General features: G+C 46.4%; 20 protein-coding genes. 14 read left to right on the top strand and 6 right to left on the bottom strand.

Going from position 1 to position 19,493, the window contains the following annotated elements; all coding sequences use genetic code 11:
- Positions 1-108: 108 nt before the first annotated feature.
- From NB463_RS03175 to NB463_RS03165, 3 genes are read left to right on the top strand one after another with little or no spacing between them, the layout of a single operon-like run.
- Positions 109-759 carry a Qnr family pentapeptide repeat protein gene (locus NB463_RS03175; protein ID WP_047009754.1) on the top strand — a complete coding sequence of 217 codons (651 nt, stop codon included), beginning with the start codon at positions 109-111 and terminating at the stop codon, positions 757-759.
- A gap of 9 nt (positions 760-768) precedes the next feature.
- Complete coding sequence (locus tag NB463_RS03170; RefSeq protein WP_124008219.1) at positions 769-1,080, top strand: cupin domain-containing protein; 312 nt, start codon at positions 769-771, stop codon at positions 1,078-1,080.
- Positions 1,081-1,118: 38 nt separating this feature from the next.
- Positions 1,119-1,739 (top strand): HAD-IB family hydrolase, encoded by a 621-nt coding sequence (locus NB463_RS03165; RefSeq protein WP_006740967.1) that lies wholly within the window; start codon positions 1,119-1,121, stop codon positions 1,737-1,739.
- Between the two features lie 116 nt (positions 1,740-1,855).
- On the opposite strand, the gene NB463_RS03160 is transcribed toward NB463_RS03165, so the two are convergent.
- Both NB463_RS03160 and NB463_RS03155 read right to left on the bottom strand, forming a co-directional pair.
- Positions 1,856-3,034 carry a lytic polysaccharide monooxygenase gene (locus NB463_RS03160; RefSeq protein WP_053809679.1) on the bottom strand — a complete coding sequence of 393 codons (1,179 nt, stop codon included), beginning with the start codon at positions 3,032-3,034 and terminating at the stop codon, positions 1,856-1,858.
- A 215-nt stretch (positions 3,035-3,249) separates the two neighbouring features.
- On the bottom strand, positions 3,250-3,690 hold the full coding sequence (locus NB463_RS03155) for an Lrp/AsnC family transcriptional regulator (protein ID WP_029862756.1): 441 nt from the start codon (positions 3,688-3,690) through the stop codon (positions 3,250-3,252).
- Between the two features lie 114 nt (positions 3,691-3,804).
- Here NB463_RS03155 and NB463_RS03150 point away from each other — a divergent pair, with 114 nt between their 5' ends.
- The 3 genes from NB463_RS03150 to NB463_RS03140 all read left to right on the top strand — a co-directional run bounded on the left by NB463_RS03150 (position 3,805) and on the right by NB463_RS03140 (position 7,552).
- Positions 3,805-4,389: a LysE family translocator gene (locus NB463_RS03150; RefSeq protein WP_048625534.1), complete on the top strand. Its 585-nt coding sequence runs from the start codon at positions 3,805-3,807 to the stop codon at positions 4,387-4,389.
- Positions 4,390-4,644: 255 nt separating this feature from the next.
- Positions 4,645-6,567 (top strand): S9 family peptidase, encoded by a 1,923-nt coding sequence (locus tag NB463_RS03145; RefSeq protein WP_258430901.1) that lies wholly within the window; start codon positions 4,645-4,647, stop codon positions 6,565-6,567.
- Positions 6,568-6,778: 211 nt separating this feature from the next.
- Positions 6,779-7,552 (top strand): siderophore-interacting protein, encoded by a 774-nt coding sequence (locus NB463_RS03140; protein ID WP_258430902.1) that lies wholly within the window; start codon positions 6,779-6,781, stop codon positions 7,550-7,552.
- Positions 7,553-7,651: 99 nt separating this feature from the next.
- Here the strand turns inward: NB463_RS03140 and NB463_RS03135 are convergent, their stop codons facing one another.
- Entirely contained in the window at positions 7,652-8,524 is an 873-nt protein-coding gene (locus tag NB463_RS03135) for a LysR family transcriptional regulator (protein WP_170902840.1), read from the bottom strand.
- Between the two features lie 80 nt (positions 8,525-8,604).
- Entirely contained in the window at positions 8,605-9,411 is an 807-nt protein-coding gene (locus tag NB463_RS03130; protein ID WP_258430903.1) for an arylamine N-acetyltransferase family protein, read from the bottom strand.
- A gap of 293 nt (positions 9,412-9,704) precedes the next feature.
- On the opposite strand from NB463_RS03130, the gene NB463_RS03125 reads away from it, so the two are divergent.
- From NB463_RS03125 to NB463_RS03105, 5 genes are all read left to right on the top strand, one after another.
- On the top strand, positions 9,705-10,853 hold the full coding sequence (locus NB463_RS03125; protein WP_005391984.1) for an S-(hydroxymethyl)glutathione dehydrogenase/class III alcohol dehydrogenase: 1,149 nt from the start codon (positions 9,705-9,707) through the stop codon (positions 10,851-10,853).
- Between the two features lie 61 nt (positions 10,854-10,914).
- Positions 10,915-11,754, top strand: a complete 840-nt coding sequence (gene fghA / locus NB463_RS03120; RefSeq protein WP_047009747.1) for an S-formylglutathione hydrolase — start codon at positions 10,915-10,917, stop codon at positions 11,752-11,754.
- A gap of 451 nt (positions 11,755-12,205) precedes the next feature.
- The gene (locus NB463_RS03115) at positions 12,206-12,661 is read left to right on the top strand and encodes a hypothetical protein (RefSeq protein WP_005391987.1); all 456 of its coding nucleotides are present in this window, start codon (positions 12,206-12,208) and stop codon (positions 12,659-12,661) included.
- A 5-nt stretch (positions 12,662-12,666) separates the two neighbouring features.
- Positions 12,667-13,764, top strand: a complete 1,098-nt coding sequence (locus NB463_RS03110; RefSeq protein ID WP_258430904.1) for a GGDEF domain-containing protein — start codon at positions 12,667-12,669, stop codon at positions 13,762-13,764.
- A 24-nt stretch (positions 13,765-13,788) separates the two neighbouring features.
- Positions 13,789-14,178, top strand: coding sequence for a hypothetical protein (locus NB463_RS03105; RefSeq protein ID WP_240493139.1), 390 nt, complete (start codon positions 13,789-13,791; stop codon positions 14,176-14,178).
- Between the two features lie 110 nt (positions 14,179-14,288).
- Here the strand turns inward: NB463_RS03105 and NB463_RS03100 are convergent, their stop codons facing one another.
- The gene (locus tag NB463_RS03100) at positions 14,289-15,092 is read right to left on the bottom strand and encodes a Cof-type HAD-IIB family hydrolase (protein WP_046875603.1); all 804 of its coding nucleotides are present in this window, start codon (positions 15,090-15,092) and stop codon (positions 14,289-14,291) included.
- Between the two features lie 95 nt (positions 15,093-15,187).
- Complete coding sequence (locus NB463_RS03095; RefSeq protein WP_256964740.1) at positions 15,188-16,075, bottom strand: LysR family transcriptional regulator; 888 nt, start codon at positions 16,073-16,075, stop codon at positions 15,188-15,190.
- A gap of 126 nt (positions 16,076-16,201) precedes the next feature.
- On the opposite strand from NB463_RS03095, the gene NB463_RS03090 reads away from it, so the two are divergent.
- The 3 genes from NB463_RS03090 to NB463_RS03080 all read left to right on the top strand — a co-directional run bounded on the left by NB463_RS03090 (position 16,202) and on the right by NB463_RS03080 (position 19,479).
- Positions 16,202-17,068, top strand: a complete 867-nt coding sequence (locus NB463_RS03090) for an MBL fold metallo-hydrolase (RefSeq protein ID WP_258430905.1) — start codon at positions 16,202-16,204, stop codon at positions 17,066-17,068.
- Entirely contained in the window at positions 17,062-17,682 is a 621-nt protein-coding gene (locus NB463_RS03085; protein ID WP_145534092.1) for a DsbA family protein, read from the top strand. Before NB463_RS03090 ends, NB463_RS03085 begins: the two co-directional genes overlap by 7 nt.
- Positions 17,683-17,799: 117 nt before the next feature.
- The gene (locus tag NB463_RS03080) at positions 17,800-19,479 is read left to right on the top strand and encodes an RluA family pseudouridine synthase (protein ID WP_258430906.1); all 1,680 of its coding nucleotides are present in this window, start codon (positions 17,800-17,802) and stop codon (positions 19,477-19,479) included.
- Positions 19,480-19,493: the final 14 nt, after the last annotated feature.

Here is a 19,493-nt window from a genome sequence, read left to right as displayed (position 1 = left end):
CTTAAAATTGCGATTTGAGGGGTTTGTAAAACACTGAAATACAAGAAGTTATTTTTCTGGAAAATCAGTCACTTGGAGTGCTAGTCTGCTCGCAGCTAAGGAGAAGACATGTTAAAAACCGATCTCATTTTTGAACGAGAAAACTTTTCTCACCACGATTTTCAGAATGCCACCTTTAAAAACTGCCACTTTTATATGTGCAGTTTCGACCATGCCGATCTGCGCGATGCTAAGTTCATCGACTGTCGCTTTATCGAATCCAAAGCGCTAGAAGGGTGTAGTTTTCGCTTCGCGAACTTAAAAGATGCCAGCTTCACGAACTGTATGTTGGCGATGAGCCTGTTTAACGGCGCAAATTGTATGGGCTTAGAACTGCGTAAGTGCGATCTCAAAGGGGCAAACTTCCAAGGTGCGAACTTTGCTAATCGCGTCAGTAACACCATGTTTTTCTGTTCTGCTTTTATTACTGGCTGCAACCTTACCTACTGTAACTTCGAGCGAGCGTTACTAGAAAAATGTGACCTCTTTGAAAACCGTTGGAACGGTGCAAACCTCGCAGGGGCAAGCCTCAAAGGCTCGGATTTATCTCGTTGCGAATTCTCGCCAGAACAATGGGGAACCTTTAACGTTGAGCAGTGTGATCTGACTCATGTCGAACTAGACGGGCTAGATGTTCGCCGCGTTTCTCTGTTTGGTGTTAAAATTTGTGATTGGCAACAAGAGCAATTGCTTGCGCCTTTTGGACTGATCATTATCTAAGGAAAGGCCATGAACCTGTTTAAAGACTTACCGAATAACCTCGACGAGGAAGTGTTCGAAGACCTGCTGACCCACAAAAACCTGCGTATAGAACGCATTGTCTCAACAGGGCAAACCTCGCCCAAAAGTGGCTGGTACGATCAAGAAGAACATGAATGGGTATTGGTTCTTAAAGGAGCTGGAGAGCTGACTTTTGAATCAGGTGTAGTGCAACGACTTGAGGCAGGCGATCACGTGACAATTCCGGCTCATACCAAACACAAAGTGAGCTGGACTAACCCAACGCAAGAAACCATCTGGTTGGCAGTATTTTATCAATAAACACAAAACGATCTTAAATCGAAAGATAGGCGCTGAATTTGCTCGATACTACCAAGCCGTCACTGGCACTGTTTGATTTTGATGGCACCATTACCCGAGAGGATATGTTTAGCCTTTTCTTACACTATTCTGCTTATGGCCTGCGCAAGCGAGTAGGAAAGGTCGCCATCATGCCGTTTTATGCGCTGTACAAACTCGGAGTGTTACCCGCTCGTTTTATGCGTCCGCTCAGCAGTTTTATTGCATTTTCAGGGAAAGAAACGCAGCAAATTGAAGCGATTGGCGCTCAGTTTGCCCATGAAGTGATCCCGCTGTACTTACGGCCAGAAGCGATGGAAAGGTTGGCGTGGCATCAACACAGAGGCGATACCATTGTGGTGGTGTCGGCATCACTCAATGCGTATCTCAAGCCTTGGTGCGAAGCGAACGGTTACCACTTGCTGTGCAGTGAACTGATCTCAGAGCAGCCAAAACTGAGTGGCTTTTACCAGCAAGGTGATTGCAGTTTAGAAAGAAAAGTCTCGCGCGTTAAGGCGGCGTTTTCGCTCGACGAGTTTGAGTCTATTTATGCCTACGGTGATACACACGAAGACATTCCGATGCTCAAACTGGCAGACTACGCGATGCTCAACTGGATCGAGTGGAGAGCAAGCGAATAACGATATGTGCTCTGATTTTCAAGACAACCACTCCGCCAAAGTGGTCGTTTTAGACTGAAAAAACAAACCCTTCTCACATGAGAAGGGTTTTATTGATCAGGGCCCGAATAACTGGCTTAACGCCATACCCCCCATTGACCCGTTGTGCCTGGTTCCTCACCAGACGTCCACCACTGAGCGGTCCATTCTTTACCGTTGTGCGTCACCACATCACCTTGGTTGTAAACGGCCGTCTTGTCCCACAAGTTGGTTGGCTCAACTGGTGGCGGTACATCCGCTTTGATCAGTGACAACGCATAACTGAAGTCTGCGCTTGGCGCTAATACTTGGTTCGCATTCACGTTCTTACTATCGAACATATAGTGGTTCATCTCTTGATGCCAAATGCCCACATACCAATCGCCCGTTTGCTGCGCGTTAAATTGATCCGCAATTTCTGCCGCCCAAGTCGTCGTATTGTTTGCGCTGATTGGTAGTGAAATATCAACAATTTCATTGCCTGTCGCATTAAAAGTACGGAAACGGATGGTGTCACCCGCTTCTACTGGTCCAAAACCTTGCTGAACAAAGTAGCCCAGAGATGTCAGATTGTTGCCCGGTTCGGTTGGATCAACAGGGTCAGTCGGTGGCGTCGTGCCCGTTCCGTTTAACGTAATGTCACTACAGTTGTAGAAACCTTCACCAGCGACATCAATGCGCTGCCAACGAGTATAAAGCACCGCATCGCCCGAACGCTCAGCTGGGAAAGTCACCTGAATACGGTAGCGTTTTTCCGCATCAACATACACGTCACCTGCGGTGTCGATCAGCTCTAAATCACTCCAAGTAAGCGGTTTTGAATCATCATAGGTCGGCTTGGTGAGATAGAATTCCCAGTATGATGGGTTGTGCGGCGCCTTGCCGTAAAACACCAATTCAATCTGGTTATTTGCATCTGGCGTAACATTGGTGCGCTGCCAGTTTGGAGAAGGAATGTTCAAGCCTTTCTTAGCCGCATCTCCAGCAGAACACAGTTCGCCGTCACGGACTACGGCTTTAACATGCTCCATATCTCGGTAATTTGGTACGTTTGCTGCAATTTCACTGCGTTGCACAAACGGGTAAGCACCAGATTCTTCAAAAGCCGCTTTACACGCTTGGTTGGGGATCTCATTGGTCCAAAAACCACCGTCTAAATAACACGTATTCTGACGAGCACTTGGAAATTCTACCCAGCCGTGGGCGTTGACGTTAAATGAGCTCAATGCGGCAACAGCGCTTAAGCTCAAAAGAGGAAGTGTTACATGTGATTTCATCGTTCATCCTTAAATTTGCTGACTCGCCGCTCATGAACACAAGCGGTTTAAGCAAAACTAGCAGGATGAGATTATTTCGAAGGTTAGAATAAAGGTGGAAATTGTAAGAGTGCCATCTGCTTTCCAGCATTTGTTGTGTACTTATCTCATACTCAACTGACTCTTTCGAGTCACTTCAAATTCATGTGCCACAAAACCATGCCACGCTTGACCGACTAACGTTCGTCTTTCGGTGTGTCCATTACCACCATGGTTGTGATCGACTTGACGTGCTCACACTCACCCAGTACATCGGCATGGAACGCTTTATATGCGGCTAAACTTTGCGTTTCTACGCGTATTAAATATTCATTGGCTCCCGTAATATTGTGACATTCCACCACTTCATCTACAAAGCGCACGTGTTCTTCAAAACCAAGCTGTGCTTGCTTAGAGTGCGAGGCCAAACCAATCGACACGTAAGCGACAAAACCCACACCAAGTTGCTGATTATCCAGCACCGCTCGGTAGCCTTTGATCACGCCTTTACGCTCTAAATCTTGCACTCGACGTAAGGTTGCAGACGGAGATAAACCAACGCGTTCCGACAGCTCCACATTGGAAATTCTTCCGTCTCGCTTGAGCACTTGCAATATTCTTTCGTCAAATCTATCCATGATGATGTTTCATTGCTTATTTAGTTTCTAATCATCAAATAAAAGCACAATATTGACCTCAGTTCTACTTATAGTTGTTCTCAACTTATCGAGAACAGATTCAAGGAACAATCTATGGAATATCATCAACTGGGCGCTTTGGCGTTGTTCGCTTTTGTCTCCACTTTTACGCCGGGTCCCAATAACATTATGTTGATGACCTCAGGGGCAAATGTTGGCTTTAAACGCACCATTCCACACATGTTGGGCATTACCTTCGGTTTTGGTGCCATGCTAATTTTGGTGGGCATTGGCTTGATGAGCCTCTTCAACGCTTACCCGATTACTCACTCCATTTTGAAAGTATTGAGCTTGAGTTATTTGCTGTACTTGACGTACAAAATCGCCACGAGCGGCAAAACCGAAGCAAAACACGATTTTCGCCCAATGTCTTTTTTAGGGGCTGTGGCATTCCAATGGGTGAACCCAAAAGGTTGGTCGATGGCGTTAACGGCTATTACCGTGTACAGCAGCGGTGGCGCATGGCTAGAGCTGACTTTTATCGCGGGTATCTTCTGCTTAGCTAACTTGCCATCGGTAACATTTTGGACTGCGGCAGGCATGCAACTTCAACGCTGGTTGACCACATCTAGGCGTGTAAAAGGGTTTAACTATGGGATGGCAGCGCTTTTACTGCTGTCGACTATCCCAATGATATAGAAGACAAAATAGCCGTAAACCGTGATCTAATACAAAGTTCAGGTAGATACTGAATCAATAATCACAATCTAACGCCACTTTTGGACAATGCCAGGGTCATAGTAGCAAAGCAATGCGCTATTTATTAAAAGCACACTAATCATAAACCACAGCTATTTTTAATGTTCGTTGCTTGCTCGCAGTAACTGCGATGAATCTATCACCCTGGCCAAAAGCTCATGAGCTTAAGGCCCTTTACACAAGGAGCGTTACACAATGCACACTCGCAAGCTTATTCTTGCTGCCACTTTTGGATTATTATTGGCGGGTTGCAGTCAAACATCCACCACAACCAATGCTGAAATGATTCCACCCGAGTATCCAGTGGATTATTTCTTTAAAAACAGCGAAGTTTCTAGCTATCAAATCTCTCCTGCTGGTGACTACATCTCAATGATGAAGCCATGGCAAGACCGTAAGAACGTCTTTGTTTATCCCACAGATAACCCCGATCAGATAAAACGCGTCACATCCGTAACAGGGCGCGACATCGCATACTACTACTGGGTTGGCGAAGACACCGTAATTTACTCTCGTGATACGGGAGGAGATGAAAACTTTTATCTCGTGACGGTTAATGTCAAAACAGGCGAAGAGAAAACCATCACACCGACATCCGGTGTTGTGGCATACGTCATCGACACACTAGACAATCAACCCGATGACATTTTGATTTCGAGTAACGAGCGTAACCCGCAAGTCTTTGATGTCTATCGACATAATCTAAAAACAGGCGAAAATACTCTCGTCGCGCAAAACCCGGGCAATGTGCGCTCATGGGGTACCGATCACGATGGCAACATTCGTGTCATCACCACATCAGATGGTGTTAATACCTCCGTTTTATATCGCGATACGGTTGAAGATGAATTTAAGCCGCTAAAGAATCTCACTTTCAAAGAGAGCTTTAGCCCCATTTCATTCACGCCGGACAACAAAAACTTATATGTGGCATCACGAATTACGCGTGATAAATCAGCCATCGTTGAATACGATGTAACAGCCAATAAAGAAATACGAGAAATCTTCTCTCACCCGGAAGTTGACGTGAATAGCGCTCATTACTCTGAAGCGCTTAATAAGCTGGTTTCAGTCTCTTACGTGACAGATAAAAACCACTATCACTTCTTAGATGATTCCTACCAACAAACCTTCGAACGCCTCTCAGAGAAACTGCCAAATGTAGAAATTTCTGTAACCAGTGCGACGCGAGATGAAAGTAAAATGATTGTCGTCACCTACAGCGATGTCGATCGACCGAATTACTACTTCTACGATCGTAAAGCAGACAAATTGGAGAAATTGGCAGAAAACGCTCCATGGCATAAGCCAGAACATATGGCGAAGATGACGCCTATCCAATACACCGCTCGCGATGGAGAAACCATTCATGGGTACCTAACGCTGCCGAAGGGTCGAGAAGCCAAAGATCTGCCTTTGCTTGTGCTCCCGCACGGTGGTCCATGGGCTCGTGATCACTGGGGATTTCAGCCTGAGGTACAATTATTCGCTAACCGTGGTATCGCCGTGCTGCAAATGAACTTCAGGGGCTCAACTGGTTATGGTCGCGAGTTTTGGGAGAAGTCGTTCAAGCAATGGGGACAATCCATGCAGGATGACATTACCGACGGTGTCAAATGGGCTACCGAACAAGGTTACGCACAAGATGGCAACGTATGTATTTATGGTGCCTCTTATGGCGGCTACGCAACTCTGGCGGGGGTGACATTCACTCCGGATTTATATAAGTGCGGAATCGACTACGTTGGCGTATCTAACTTATTTACCTTTATGGACTCCATTCCACCTTATTGGGCACCATTCCTTGCAATGTTACACGAGCAAGTAGGCAATCCGAATGATCCTGAAGACGCGAAAATGATGAAAGCCTACTCACCAGTGTTCCATGTCGACCAAATTAAGGCACCCTTATTGGTTCTACAGGGAGCACAAGATCCACGCGTGGTGAAGAGCGAGTCAGACCAAATCGTTAATGCACTGCGTGAACGAGGCGTCGAGGTCGAATACATCGTGAAGGAAAATGAGGGGCACGGATTCCGCTCTTTAGAGAACCGTCTTGATGGTTACCAAGCGATGGATAGATTCCTAAAAACACATTTACTTGAGCAGACTCAGTAAGCCTTTACATCGCTAAGTTCGAAAGGGCATGTTGGCGTGCCCTTTCTTATTTTTTCTACGTATTTTGCTCGCCCCAGTCCCCAGTACCACTTCAATACTCCAATAATCCAGCTCAATTCACAGTGTAAATTTATATAAAGACACTACCCTCTTATGAGAGATCTTGATAACCTTAAATGAGAAAGAGAATAATTATCGAGTAGAGTCAAAGATGAAGAAGAAGCCTCAACCTAAAACGATTCTTGTCACAGATACAGAGACAATTACCCCAAATATGCAGCGTATTACTTTGCAAGGTGAAGCGCTAAGCCAGTTTCCACGCGACTGCGAAGGTAGCTACATCAAGCTATTGTTCAATGAGATGGGCAGTACCGATTTGAGCACGCTAAGCGACGATGACCGACCATTAATGCGAACCTATACTATTCGTCGTTTCCATCCGGAAACACACACCATCGAAGTCGATTTTGTCCGCCACACCACACAAGATTTACAGTGTGGCTTTGCCGCGCGTTGGGCGATGGCCGCACAAAAAGGCGATACGATTAATATCGTAGGTCCAGGCAGTATCTCTAATTTGAATACCGAGGCTGACTGGTTCTTTATGGCTGCCGATATGACGGCACTTCCAGCGCTTTCTGCGAAAATTCGTACGCTACCAGAAGAGGCAAAAGGCTACGCCGTGATCAGTGTGATGTCTGCGGCAGACATCCAGCCTCTGCACGCACCAGCTGGTATGGAGCTAATTTGGCTTACAGAAGGTCAAACCCTAGCAGAAGCGGTACGCGAACAAAAATGGCTAGATGGGGACGCCGCAGTATGGTGTGCCTGTGAGTTCGATTCAATGCGCGCGCTACGCCAATACTTCCGCAACGAGAAAGAAGTCGATCGCGAGAATATCTACATCAGCAGCTATTGGAAGCAAGGCGTGTCGGAAGACGGGCACAAAGTGATTAAACGTGAAGACGCGGAATCCAATCAATAGTGATTCATGTCTTTTCGATTCCAGCTCTCATCCCAATAAAAACGCCCAGCATCACCGGGCGTTTTAGCAACATACCTTGTAATGAGGCACTTTAAACCGCTAATCAACAAGCTCTTGCGCCAAAAAGTCGATCAATAACCGCACTTTTGGCGACAAATTGCGACTTTGCGGATACAACGCCCAAATGCCTTCACGATTATCTCGGTAATCGGTCAGCACCTCGACCAACTCACCACTGTCTAACGCTTCTTGAACGTAGTAATCCGGCAGCTGCACTAAACCCAGACCGCGTTTCGCTGCGTCCACCAAAGCAAAGCCGCTGTTGCATTTAATCCGTCCCGACACGCGCAAAGATTTATCGCGTTTATTTTCCTTAAAGTGCCAATAGTCGACAGAGCCAACCAAGCACTGATGCCGTCCCAATTCCGACAACGTATGTGGCTCACCAAAACGCTCCAAGTACATCGGACTGGCACACACGTAGGTTTGACGTGAGGAAAGACGCTTGGCGATCATGCTGGAATCTTGCAAGCGGCCAAGACGAATCGCCACGTCCACACCTTGCTCAATCAAATCCAGCTTTTGGTTGGTCAGCACTAAATCGAGATCCACACGCGGGTACTTTTCCAAAAACTGATGCAAAAGCGGCGCGAGGTTCATTTCCCCATACGTCACAGGAGCCGTCACGCGCAGCAAACCGCGCGGTTCGGTCTGCATTTGCGTTACGGCAAGCTCGGCCAGTTCTAACCCTTCCACCAAATGTTTACACTGCTGGTAATAGAGTTGTCCGGCTTCAGACAGGGAGACTTTTCGCGTCGTGCGATGCAGCAATTTCACCGCAAGTCGTTCTTCAAGTGCTGATACCCGACGACTGATTTGTGCCACCGATGTTTTCAGCTTAGCTGCTGCTCCGGTAAAACTGTTGGTTTCCGCCACAGCAACAAATTCGCTGACCCCTTCCCAATTCGCCATGCTGTATTCCTGTCGACCTCTTTTAGACAAATAGTGATGAAAATATTCTCGTCGCGCTACGCTTTGAAAACGGGAGAACTTTACGCGTCAGGCAACGGACGAAGATCGCCGTACTGCGCATCAAGTTCAATGCCGAAGTGTTCTTTCAAGGCATCCAGATAAGCTTGGCCTGGCTCTAACTCCAATTCTGTCTGCTCACCTTGGCTGGTGTATTTGAGTGTGTAGTTAAGCAATGTCACCAACCCACTTTCTGTTGCTTTCGCCGCGACTCTTGCGCTGGTAAAACGCGAGTGAGGAGAAGTGGAAGTAAAAAAGTTGCCACACGCGATATCACCCGCAAACACAAACTCTAAATCGAAGCTATAAAGGTTGTTCCATGTGTCCGTTCCATCCGTTGACAACACTTGAAGGAAGTAACCAAACTGAGCATCTTCGACAAAGCGGAAGGTTTGTAAATCCGTCTGAATCACTTGGTTGAGGATAAACGGCAATGGCGCGCGCGGCGTATTGGAGCCAAAGCCCACATCGACAATCCATGCTTGTTCATCCAGCGTCACCAACGTGATTTGATGACTACGGCCCGTTGGTGTGCCCGACACATGCACACGTCCTAGTAAACTGCGTGCTTCAAATCCGAGAGTATTGAGTACCTCAAGCATTAAGCCATTCAATTCAAAGCAGTAACCACCGCGAGAGTGATACACGGTTTTTTGAATGATGTCTTCAATCTCAACAGAGATGCCGCGCTGCAACGCAATATCAAAGTTCTCAAACGGCAGGCTGCGGTGCTGCGCCACGTGTACTTTATGTAATGTTTCTAAATCGGCAGGTAGCTCTCTTGGCAAACCGAGCTTGGTTAAATAGGCATTCAGATCCGTCTTGTTCATAATCACTCTTACTTCGCTGATGGGTTGATTGCGTTCTACTCTAGCCCCTCTGCCTAACTTCAGGTCAACTGCCTTTTCCGCTTTCCCTTCCGCTTTGAGGAGGCATCACACTCTTGTTGTCCACTCACCTTAACATTATTACGTATATGTAAAAATAATTTTCAAAATGGACGGATTATCATTTTTATTGAAACACCTAGAATAGATATCAACAAAACGACGCAGCGCAGTAAGCAAAGCTTAACTACGCTTATTACGTCACTCCATATACTGAGAATATAAAGGAAAATCCAATGACTGTTGAAATCAAACCTGGTCAAACTCACATCAAATCCAAGGCAATGGTTGCGTGGGCCGCTGGCGAACCACTGAAAATGGAAGAAGTGGATGTACAGCTTCCTAAAGCGGGTGAAGTGCTAGTGCGCATCGTCGCAACAGGTGTTTGTCATACTGATGCATTCACACTGTCAGGCGACGATCCAGAAGGCATCTTCCCTTCTATTCTTGGTCACGAAGGTGGCGGTATTGTTGAAATGGTTGGCGAAGGCGTTACCAGCGTTGAGGTTGGCGACCACGTGATTCCTCTTTACACCGCAGAATGTGGCGAGTGTAAGTTCTGTAAATCGGGTAAAACCAACCTTTGTCAGGCCGTGCGTGAAACACAAGGTAAAGGTCTGATGCCCGATGGTACAAGTCGTTTTTCTATCAACGGTGAAACCATCTTCCACTACATGGGTTGTTCTACTTTCTCTGAGTACACGGTACTCCCTGAAATCTCGCTAGCGAAAGTAAACAAAGATGCACCACTTGAAGAAGTGTGTCTGTTAGGTTGTGGCGTAACAACCGGTATGGGCGCAGTTATGAATACGGCAAAAGTTGAAAAAGGCGACACGGTTGCGATATTCGGTCTGGGTGGTATCGGTCTTTCAGCAATCATCGGTGCACGCATGGTGGGTGCAAGCCGCATCATCGGTATCGATATCAACGAAAGCAAATTCGATCTTGCAAAACAGCTAGGCGCAACCGATGTGATTAACCCACAGAAATTCGACAAGCCTATCCAAGAAGTGATTGTTGAAATGACTGACGGTGGTGTTGACTACTCATTCGAATGTATCGGTAACGTAAACGTGATGCGTCAGGCACTTGAGTGTTGTCACAAAGGTTGGGGTGAGTCGGTGATCATCGGTGTTGCGGGTGCTGGTCAGGAGATCTCAACTCGTCCATTCCAGCTCGTAACTGGTCGTGTATGGCGTGGCTCGGCTTTCGGTGGTGTTAAAGGCCGCTCTGAGCTTCCAGAAATCGTAAACCGTTACATGGCTGGTGAGTTTGGCTTGCAAGAGTTCATTACTCATACAATGGGATTGGCTGACGTAAACAAAGCGTTTGATCTGATGCACGAAGGTAAGAGCATCCGTACTGTTATTCATATGGATCAATAATGCTGCCTCAGGCTCTCCTTTTGGGGAGCCTGAATTCATTCTGTTGTTAGAGAGTTTATTCATGACCATTGAAAATGTAAGCCAGGCCAAAGTGTTTGGCGGTTGGCACAAACAATATACACACGAATCCAAAGCCCTAAACTGCACGATGCGCTTTGCGATTTTCTTACCACCGAATGCCACTAAATCGAACCCCGTACCCGCTTTGTACTGGTTGTCGGGCTTAACCTGCACCGATGAAAACTTTATGCAGAAAGCGGGCGCATTTCGTATGGCGGCCGAGCTTGGCATTGCGATCATTGCACCAGACACGAGTCCAAGAGGCGAAGGTATCGCTGACGATGAAAACTATGACCTGGGTAAAGGAGCTGGCTTTTACCTTAATGCGACTCAAGCACCTTGGTCACTGCATTACTTCATGTACGATTACGTGACTAAAGAGTTACCAGAGATCATTGAAAGCAATTTCCCTGTCTCAGAAGTAAAATCGATTTCTGGGCACAGCATGGGAGGTCACGGAGCATTAACCATTGGTCTGAAAAACGCAGAACAATATCGCTCAATATCGGCGTTTAGCCCTATCTGTAACCCAGTCCAATGCCCTTGGGGACAAAAAGCCTTTACTGCTTACTTAGGCAAAGATATTGAGAGCTGGAAGCAATACGATGCAAGTGAGCTTCTCAAGCAAAAACCATCACCACTTCCTATTTTGGTTGATCAAGGTGATGCTGATGGCTTCCTTAACGAGCAACTTAGGCCAGAAGCGCTGGTTGCTGCAGCAAAAGTGCATGATTCAAACCTGAACTTAAGAATGCAATCTGGTTACGACCATAGCTATTATTTCATCTCAAGCTTTATTGACGATCATCTCAACTTCCATGCGAAGTATTTGTTTGCCTAATTCATAGAAGTAACTTGATGAATTAAAAAATAAAGTCACCTACCTAGGTGGCTTTATTTTTGGTGCGTATTAACATACTAATCTTAAATAACATTGGAATATAGATAGAGAACAATGTAAGGATGAAACCGGGTTCGCTTATACCTCAATCATTACCCCTTCTAATTCTCATTCACAATACAATTCATCGGTTGAAAATAGGATTAATTTCCATTAAAAATCTGCGAACTGACACGAATTCGTTATAGAGCGAAATAATAACGCATATTTCTGACCTTTTAATTAAGAAGTCACTTAATAACCTTGACGTACAGTAAACCGACAGTTACTTTTCAAACATAACATATTATAAAATCTCATCCGGTTGGCTCTATTATTACAATTACAAATAAAGTACCGCTAGCACCTTTGTCCTAGCTCAGCAAAAAGAATAAAACTCAAAGGGCATATGATGAAAAAGATAGTCGCGCTAGGTCTGTTTTTTGTTGCGCCATTCTTATCTGCAAGTACGATCGTATTTAGCAGTAGCCAACAACCTAGTGTCACATTAAAACTGGAAGAGATTCAATCTTTACCAACCACCAGCTACACAACCACGCTGCCTTGGATCCCTGCTTCTTCTGAATTTCTTGGGGTCAAACTTAGCACGCTCCTCACCCACGTCTATGGCAAAGTGCCAGAACAAGTTGATGTCAGTAGCTTGAATGACTATCACTCGACACTATCTCGACAAGACATTCTTAGATACCAACCAATACTGGCTTACCAACAAGATCAACACTATATAAAAGTCAGGAATAAGGGGCCATTTTGGGTAATATACTCTCTTAGTCTCTATCCTGAGCTCAACTACAATAAATATCACGCGCAAATGGTCTGGCAAGTAAATGAGATGAAAGCAAAATAATAAGAATGAAGTTATCAGAACCCACCTATCAGAAGCAGAGAGCACTACAATACTCTACAACCAGTAAAATGTTGCTTGTGGTGTTTGCCACTTCTTTGCTTCTCGCAAATGTATTGCTTCTGCAGCAGACACGCGCACTGTCACAAAACTTTAATAATGAGCAAAAACAAGCAACCTGGTTTTTATTCCAACTCTCTAAAGAGCTTTCGGAACTTGTCGGAGAAGCGAGACGAGTCGATGAAAATGTATTAAATATCGAAGGTGCAGAGCTGCAATATGAACTGGCCTGGAGTAGATTCGATTTATTAATTAGTAGTAATGAAGCCTACACTTTTTTCTCTCGAAATAATATGCATCAGTATTTCATTGATCTTTTTGAGGAATTTCAGGGGTTGGAAGCGCAATTAGTTGAAGCAAGAACTGGCGATAGCCAAGCTGCGGCTCAATTTTATCGATCCACTCAAACGCTGTACTTAAGCTTGGTCGATTTCGTTAATCAGAACTTTCGCCTAAGCAGCAAAGTCTATGAGGCGCAGAAAGGAGAAACACAACGGTTAATGCAAGCGCAGTATATGCTGTTTGCTACGTTCGTTTTGTCGATCCTGTCTCTGACTTATTTCTTTTATCGTGAATCCCATTTCCATAGAAAACTGGCGCTCAGCGACCCACTGACTCATCTTGGAAATCGCAATGCACTATTTATCAAGCTGAATGAGCTCACTCAAGAGAAAAAGCCTTTTTCTCTGTGGATTTTAGATTTAAATGGTTTTAAAAGTGTCAACGATACACACGGTCACCAAGTGGGAGACACCGTACTGCGTGAAATTGCTAGACGGCTTAAATCTATGGCGTTGAATGATTTTACCGTCTATCGCATGGGAGGCGATGAGTTCGCCGTCATCCTCGAAGGGGAGCATATTGATGAAGAAAGCGTTCGTGAGCATATCAATGCGGTATTTGATGCGCCAATACTAAACTCTGACAACGTCGCAACACTATCAACCAGCATGGGCTTAGCGCAACACCCAAAAGACAGCAACAATGTTGACTTTCTTATCAGCATAGCGGATAAGCGCATGTACAAAATGAAATTTCAACGTTAAACGGTATTTATGATGAGAAAGTTCATGCAAGTACTGCTTCTACTGGCAGTCATTGCGGCAGGTGTGTTGGCTTGGGTATTTATCCCATCGCACGAAACCATCGGGCAAAAAACGCTTGAGCAGGCACTCAACGATGACTACAGCCTCGTTGGGCATCGAATCTACTCAACCGATCCGGATGCTGGCAACCGATTCGGCTACTTCGTATTGGCAACTGGCCAGAGCATTGAAGAGCAAGAGCCGTTTTTGGTCACTTCGGATCAGTTTATTCGCATGGAACAAACGGGTGATAACACCTTGTCTGTGACCGTCAATGGTCGTATCTACCAATACCACAACGACTTGTGGGTGCCAAAATCGAATGGAAAGTTGCAGCATTTTTTAGTCAGCGCAACCGCTAAGTACGTGCGCTAAAAAACGGGAACATTACTACCCCCTCCCACCACACACACAAAAAAACAAAGCCCCGCATGCACTGCGGGGCTTTTTACGTTAACAAGAAAAGAACATCGAAAGGATGAGCGTTACTTCGCTAACACTTTCTCTTTAATCACTTTGAGTACCCCAGCCTCTTGGTTGCTTGGCGCAGAATAACGAGCGATTTTCTTAATCTCTTCATGCGCATTGGCAACCGCGTACGAATGCTCACTGACTTGCAGCATTTCGAGGTCGTTGAGGTAATCACCAAACGTCATGGTTTCTGCCGGAGTAAAATTCATCGTCTCTTGAAGGTGCTGAATGGCCGCGCCTTTAGACGCCTCGGCATTCATCACATCCAGCCAAATTTTTGCGCTCACTACGACTTTATGCGTTGCGCCAAACTTCGCGTTCATGGTCGGGAACAGGAGCTCTTCCGAACCGTCAAAGTGACAAATTGCTACCTTAATAAACTCGTCTTCGACCTCAAGCAAATCCGGCACATATTCACAGCGGTGGTAGTACTTTTGAAATTCTTCCAGCGATTGCTGATCATGCGTTTCGATGTACGCCGAGCGCTTGCCACACAATACGATGTTCGCTCCGTCAATTTCACGAGCCGCTTTCACAATCTCCGCCACTTCCGCTTTAGGAATGGTGCAACTGTAGAGCTCTTTGTCTTGGTACATCACCAAGGTGCCATTTTCGGCCACATACAACACTCGATCTTTGATTGGCGCGAACGTGTCTCGCAGACTGTAATACTGACGACCAGACGCAGCGGAGAACAAAATGCCTTGCTCTTCCAGTTGCAAAAACAGATCGAAAAACTCTGGATCCAAACGACCGTACTGGTCAAGCAATGTGCCATCCATATCGGAAGCAATAAATTTGATGCGAACTTGTGACATTAACTAAAACTCTAAATGACGCTGCGAAAATATAATCCATGTAAGGTACAGGATCTTGTATGAATCTCAAGTCGGGATGACGACGCCTTTCGCGATTACCAAGGATGCTGTTTAAAGTAATCTTCACTGTGATCGATGAAGGCTCTCACCGCAGGAGACAAGTGTTTACGCGATGAATAAAGCGCGTAAATGTTGAGATCATTTGGCTTCCAATCCGGCAACACTGACTCAAGCTGACCCGATTGCAGATAGATATTGCTCAAATAGGTTGGCAGCATTGAAATACCCATGCCTTGCAAAGCGCCATGCAATAACGCCGTGGCCTCATTGCTGGTTAGGCGACACTCAATTCCCACCGATTCGAACTGCTCGCCCTGAGACAAATGCCACACGTGACGCTCAAAGTTTTTGTAACCCAAGCAGTCGTGTGAAGATAAATCTCGCGGATGCGCGATCGCGTGGTGAGTTTGCAAGTATTGCGGCGATGCCACCAACACCGATTCACACACCGCAATCGGCTTACCAATCAAAGAAGGATCGGGATCTGACGCAATTCGGATTGCCAGATCGATGCGTTGCTCGGTTAGATCACTCACTGAATCTTGCAGATCTATGTCGATATGCACTTTGGGGTGCTTTTGCATAAAACTGTTTACGGCTGGGATCAACTGTGAGAATCCAAATGAAGTGCTAGACGCGAGACGGATTTTTCCGGACAGCTCACCATCAACGGCAATGTTCGACGTCAACGTATCGGCCTGTTTTAACCAGCGCTCAATCTGAGGCAAGCTGCGTTCCCCTGCGGTGGTGAGGGACACCTTGCGCGTGGTGCGGTGCAACAAACGAGTTTGCAGCCAGTTCTCCATCGCCTCTACATAACGAGTGACCATTGGCCGAGACATGTCTAACCGCTCGGCGGTCGCGGTAAAACTGCCAGAATACACCACATCCACAAATACTTTTGCTGCCGTTACTCTGTCCATATATTTGCTCGAAATAAGAAATAGTGATGCACATTATTGTGTATTTTTCCGAGCGTATCAATTTCCTAATATAGCTCCCGTTCCCAAGCCATCGTCGCTTGGCCCCAAATTCTTTAGGAGCTTATTATGAAAAAATTCACTTTGATTGCTACATCCATTTTAATGGCAAGCCCTGTCCTAGCGGCAAACCACTCTCCCCTTACTCTTGAGGTTTACAACGCCGACGGTAACAGCTTCCACGTTAACTCAACCTTGGTATACGGTGAGGCTGATGCCATGGTCATCGACACTGGCTTCACCAAAGCTGACGCGATGCGCATTGCCGCCAAAGTGTTGGACTCAGGCAAAACGCTTAAAACCATTTTCATCAGCCAAGCGGACCCAGATTACTACTTTGGCGCAGAGGCCTTACACCAACAGTTCCCTGATGCGCAGATCATCACAACGCCAGCGGTTCAAAAAATTATTAAAGAGAAGTTGGCTGGAAAGCTGGCGTACTGGGGACCAAAGCTTGGCGTAAACGCACCGGTAAAACCAGTGATCCCTGTCGCGTACGACAAAGCATCATTGGAGCTAGAAGGTCATAAGATTGAAATCCGTGGTAACCATGGCACATCAGCACACCGCCCTTACCTATGGATTCCAGATAACAAAGCGATTCTGGGTAACGTAGCCGTGTACTCAAACGTGCATTTATGGATGGCAGATGCCGCTGACCAAACCGCTATCAATGCTTGGGAGCAGCAGCTTAGCGAGATGCTTGCGCTTAAACCTCAAGTGGTCATTCCTGGTCACATGAAAGCAGGCACAAAGCTGAACGCAGACACCATTCGCTACTCGCAACAATACTTGCAGGATTTTCAGCAAGCGAAAAAACACAGCAATAACAGTGCTCAACTCATTGACACCATGTCAGCGAAATACCCAGAAGCTCAATTGCCAATCGCGTTAGAAATTGGTGCGAAAGTGCATACTGGTGAAATGACATGGTAACCGTGCATTACTTCTTCGATCCCATGTGTGGTTGGTGCTACGGGGCATCACCACTCATCGAAGCCTTGATGGACACCTCTCAATTTAAGGTCGAGCTTCATCCCGGCGGCATGATTGAGAAACGCGCGATTGAGCCTGAATTTCGTCAGCACATCATCAACAGTGACGCTCGTATCGCAACCGAAACGGGAGCAACGTTTGGTGAGGCATATCTGCAACGCGTGAAAAGCGAAGATGCGTTTATTCTTGATTCTTATCTACCAACACAAGCGATCTTGAGTGCGGAGAAAATGGGGCTGAATCCATGGCACATGCTAAAGGCCATCCAATCCGCGCATTATCAGCTCGGGTTAAAAGTGAATGAAGCATCGACGCTCAAAGCCATTGCAGAATCGCTAGGTTTAGCAAACGATGCGTGGGAGCAAAACATGACGTTAAGCAAAGCCGAGCTAAACGAGAGAATTCGCTCTAGCCGACAGTTGATGCGCCAGTTACACGTTGGTGGTTATCCAACCCTGATTGCAGAAGTAAATGGCGAGTACCTGACCTTGCCGCACTCGACCTACTACGACAAACCGGCACAGTGGAAGCTTGCATTACAAAAACTGCAATAAGCTCTTCCCCACTCGCTCTTGTTCTTAATCCAAGAGCGAGTGCCAACACCGACATGGCAATCCTGACTCAAACAGGTACAATCCTCGATCGATTTTTTACTCTCGCGGATACCCACCATGCACTCGCCTGAACATTGTTTTACTCGTTTTACTGCTGATATTTCTGGCTATGAATTACCAACGCAGTTTACGTTTCCGTTCTACTACACGCCGCATCCTCTTTGCGTTTTGGCCGCAAAGCAATTGCAACAGCACTTATTAGCGCAAACCGACTTCGAACACGATTTTGGTTTGGTTAATGAAGAAACGGGGCGAGGCAAAATGTTTGGCGTATTACTGGTAGAAAGCCCTCAAGGCGAGCTCGGCTTTTTAAGTGCGTTTTCTGGCAAAATTGCTGACCAAAACTTGATTCCAGGATTTGTCCCTCCCGTGTACGACATGCTGACCGATGAAGGCTTCTTCCGCGCAGAAACGGATGCCATCAACGCCGCCAATGCGGAGTACAAAACCTGTGCCGCGAATCCGGAATTGGAGGAGCTTAAAGCGCAAATCCAAGCCGACCGAGCCGCTTATCAGCAAGAAGAGCAAACACAGCGCCAAGTGATGATTAACGGCCGCGCAGCACGCAAACGACAGCGCCAACAGGGCGAGCAAACGCTCAATGCCGATGACCTCAAAATCTTGTTGGATGAGTTGGGTAAACAAAGTGTCGCCGAGAAAAACGTTCTCAAATACTTAAAGCAAGCGTGGGATGAAAAGCTTGCAATCAAAGAAGCACGATTGGCCGAGTTAGAGCAGCAACTTGCTCACCTGAAAGAGCAGCGCAAGACGCTCTCCAACGCTTTACAGCACAAACTGCATAAACAATACCGCTTCCTAAACAGCCATGGCGAAACACGCGACTTGGTGGACATTTTTGCGGACACCACAAACCCAATACCACCAGCAGGTGCAGGGGAATGTGCTGCGCCCAAACTGCTCCAATACGCGTTTAAATACGGATTCAAACCGCTGGCGCTGGCAGAGTTTTGGTGGGGTGTTTCGCCAAAGTCTGAAGTTCGCCAACACAAAAAATTCTACCCATCGTGCAACAGCAAATGTCAGCCGATTTTAGGCCATATGATGCAAGGGCTGGATATCGAACCTAACCCATTGGCGGAGAATTGGGCAGAAGACAAAGAGCTAGAGATAATCTACCAAGACGACGCTATGGTCGTCGTCAACAAGCCCTCAGGCTTACTTTCAGTGCCGGGTAAAACCATCAAAGACTCTGCTTATACGCGCCTACAAGCGATGTTCCCTGATGTGGAAGGGCCGTTTGTGATTCATCGCCTCGACATGGCGACCTCTGGCATTTTGGTGTTTGCCTTAACTAAACGCGCGAACAAAAGTCTGCAAAAACAGTTTATGGCTCGCGGCGTACAAAAACGTTATATGGCACTGCTCGAAGGCGTATTGAACGAGCCGGAAGGGGAAATTTCACTGCCAATGCGTGGTGACCCAGATGACCGCCCACGTCAACTGGTGTGTTTTGAACACGGGAAACATGCAGAAACCTACTGGCAGCTGATTGAAGTCAAAGATGGACGCAGCAAGGTATACATGTATCCGAAAACCGGGCGAACTCACCAACTACGTGTACACAGTGCTCATCACATGGGATTAAACATGCCAATGGTTGGTGATGGTTTATACGGCGAAAAAGCGAATCGCTTACACCTGCATGCTGAGATGCTAGAGCTGGATCATCCATACAGTAAAGAGCGCATGGTGTTCAAAGCTGGGTGCGAATTCTAACGTCTTCCAGATTT

The sequence above is a fragment of the Vibrio sp. RM-41-2B genome, from assembly GCF_024744415.1.
Lineage (GTDB): Bacteria > Pseudomonadota > Gammaproteobacteria > Enterobacterales > Vibrionaceae > Vibrio > Vibrio diabolicus.
Note: the sequence above shows the minus strand (reverse complement) of the source record. Positions and strands in the feature narration are given on the sequence as shown.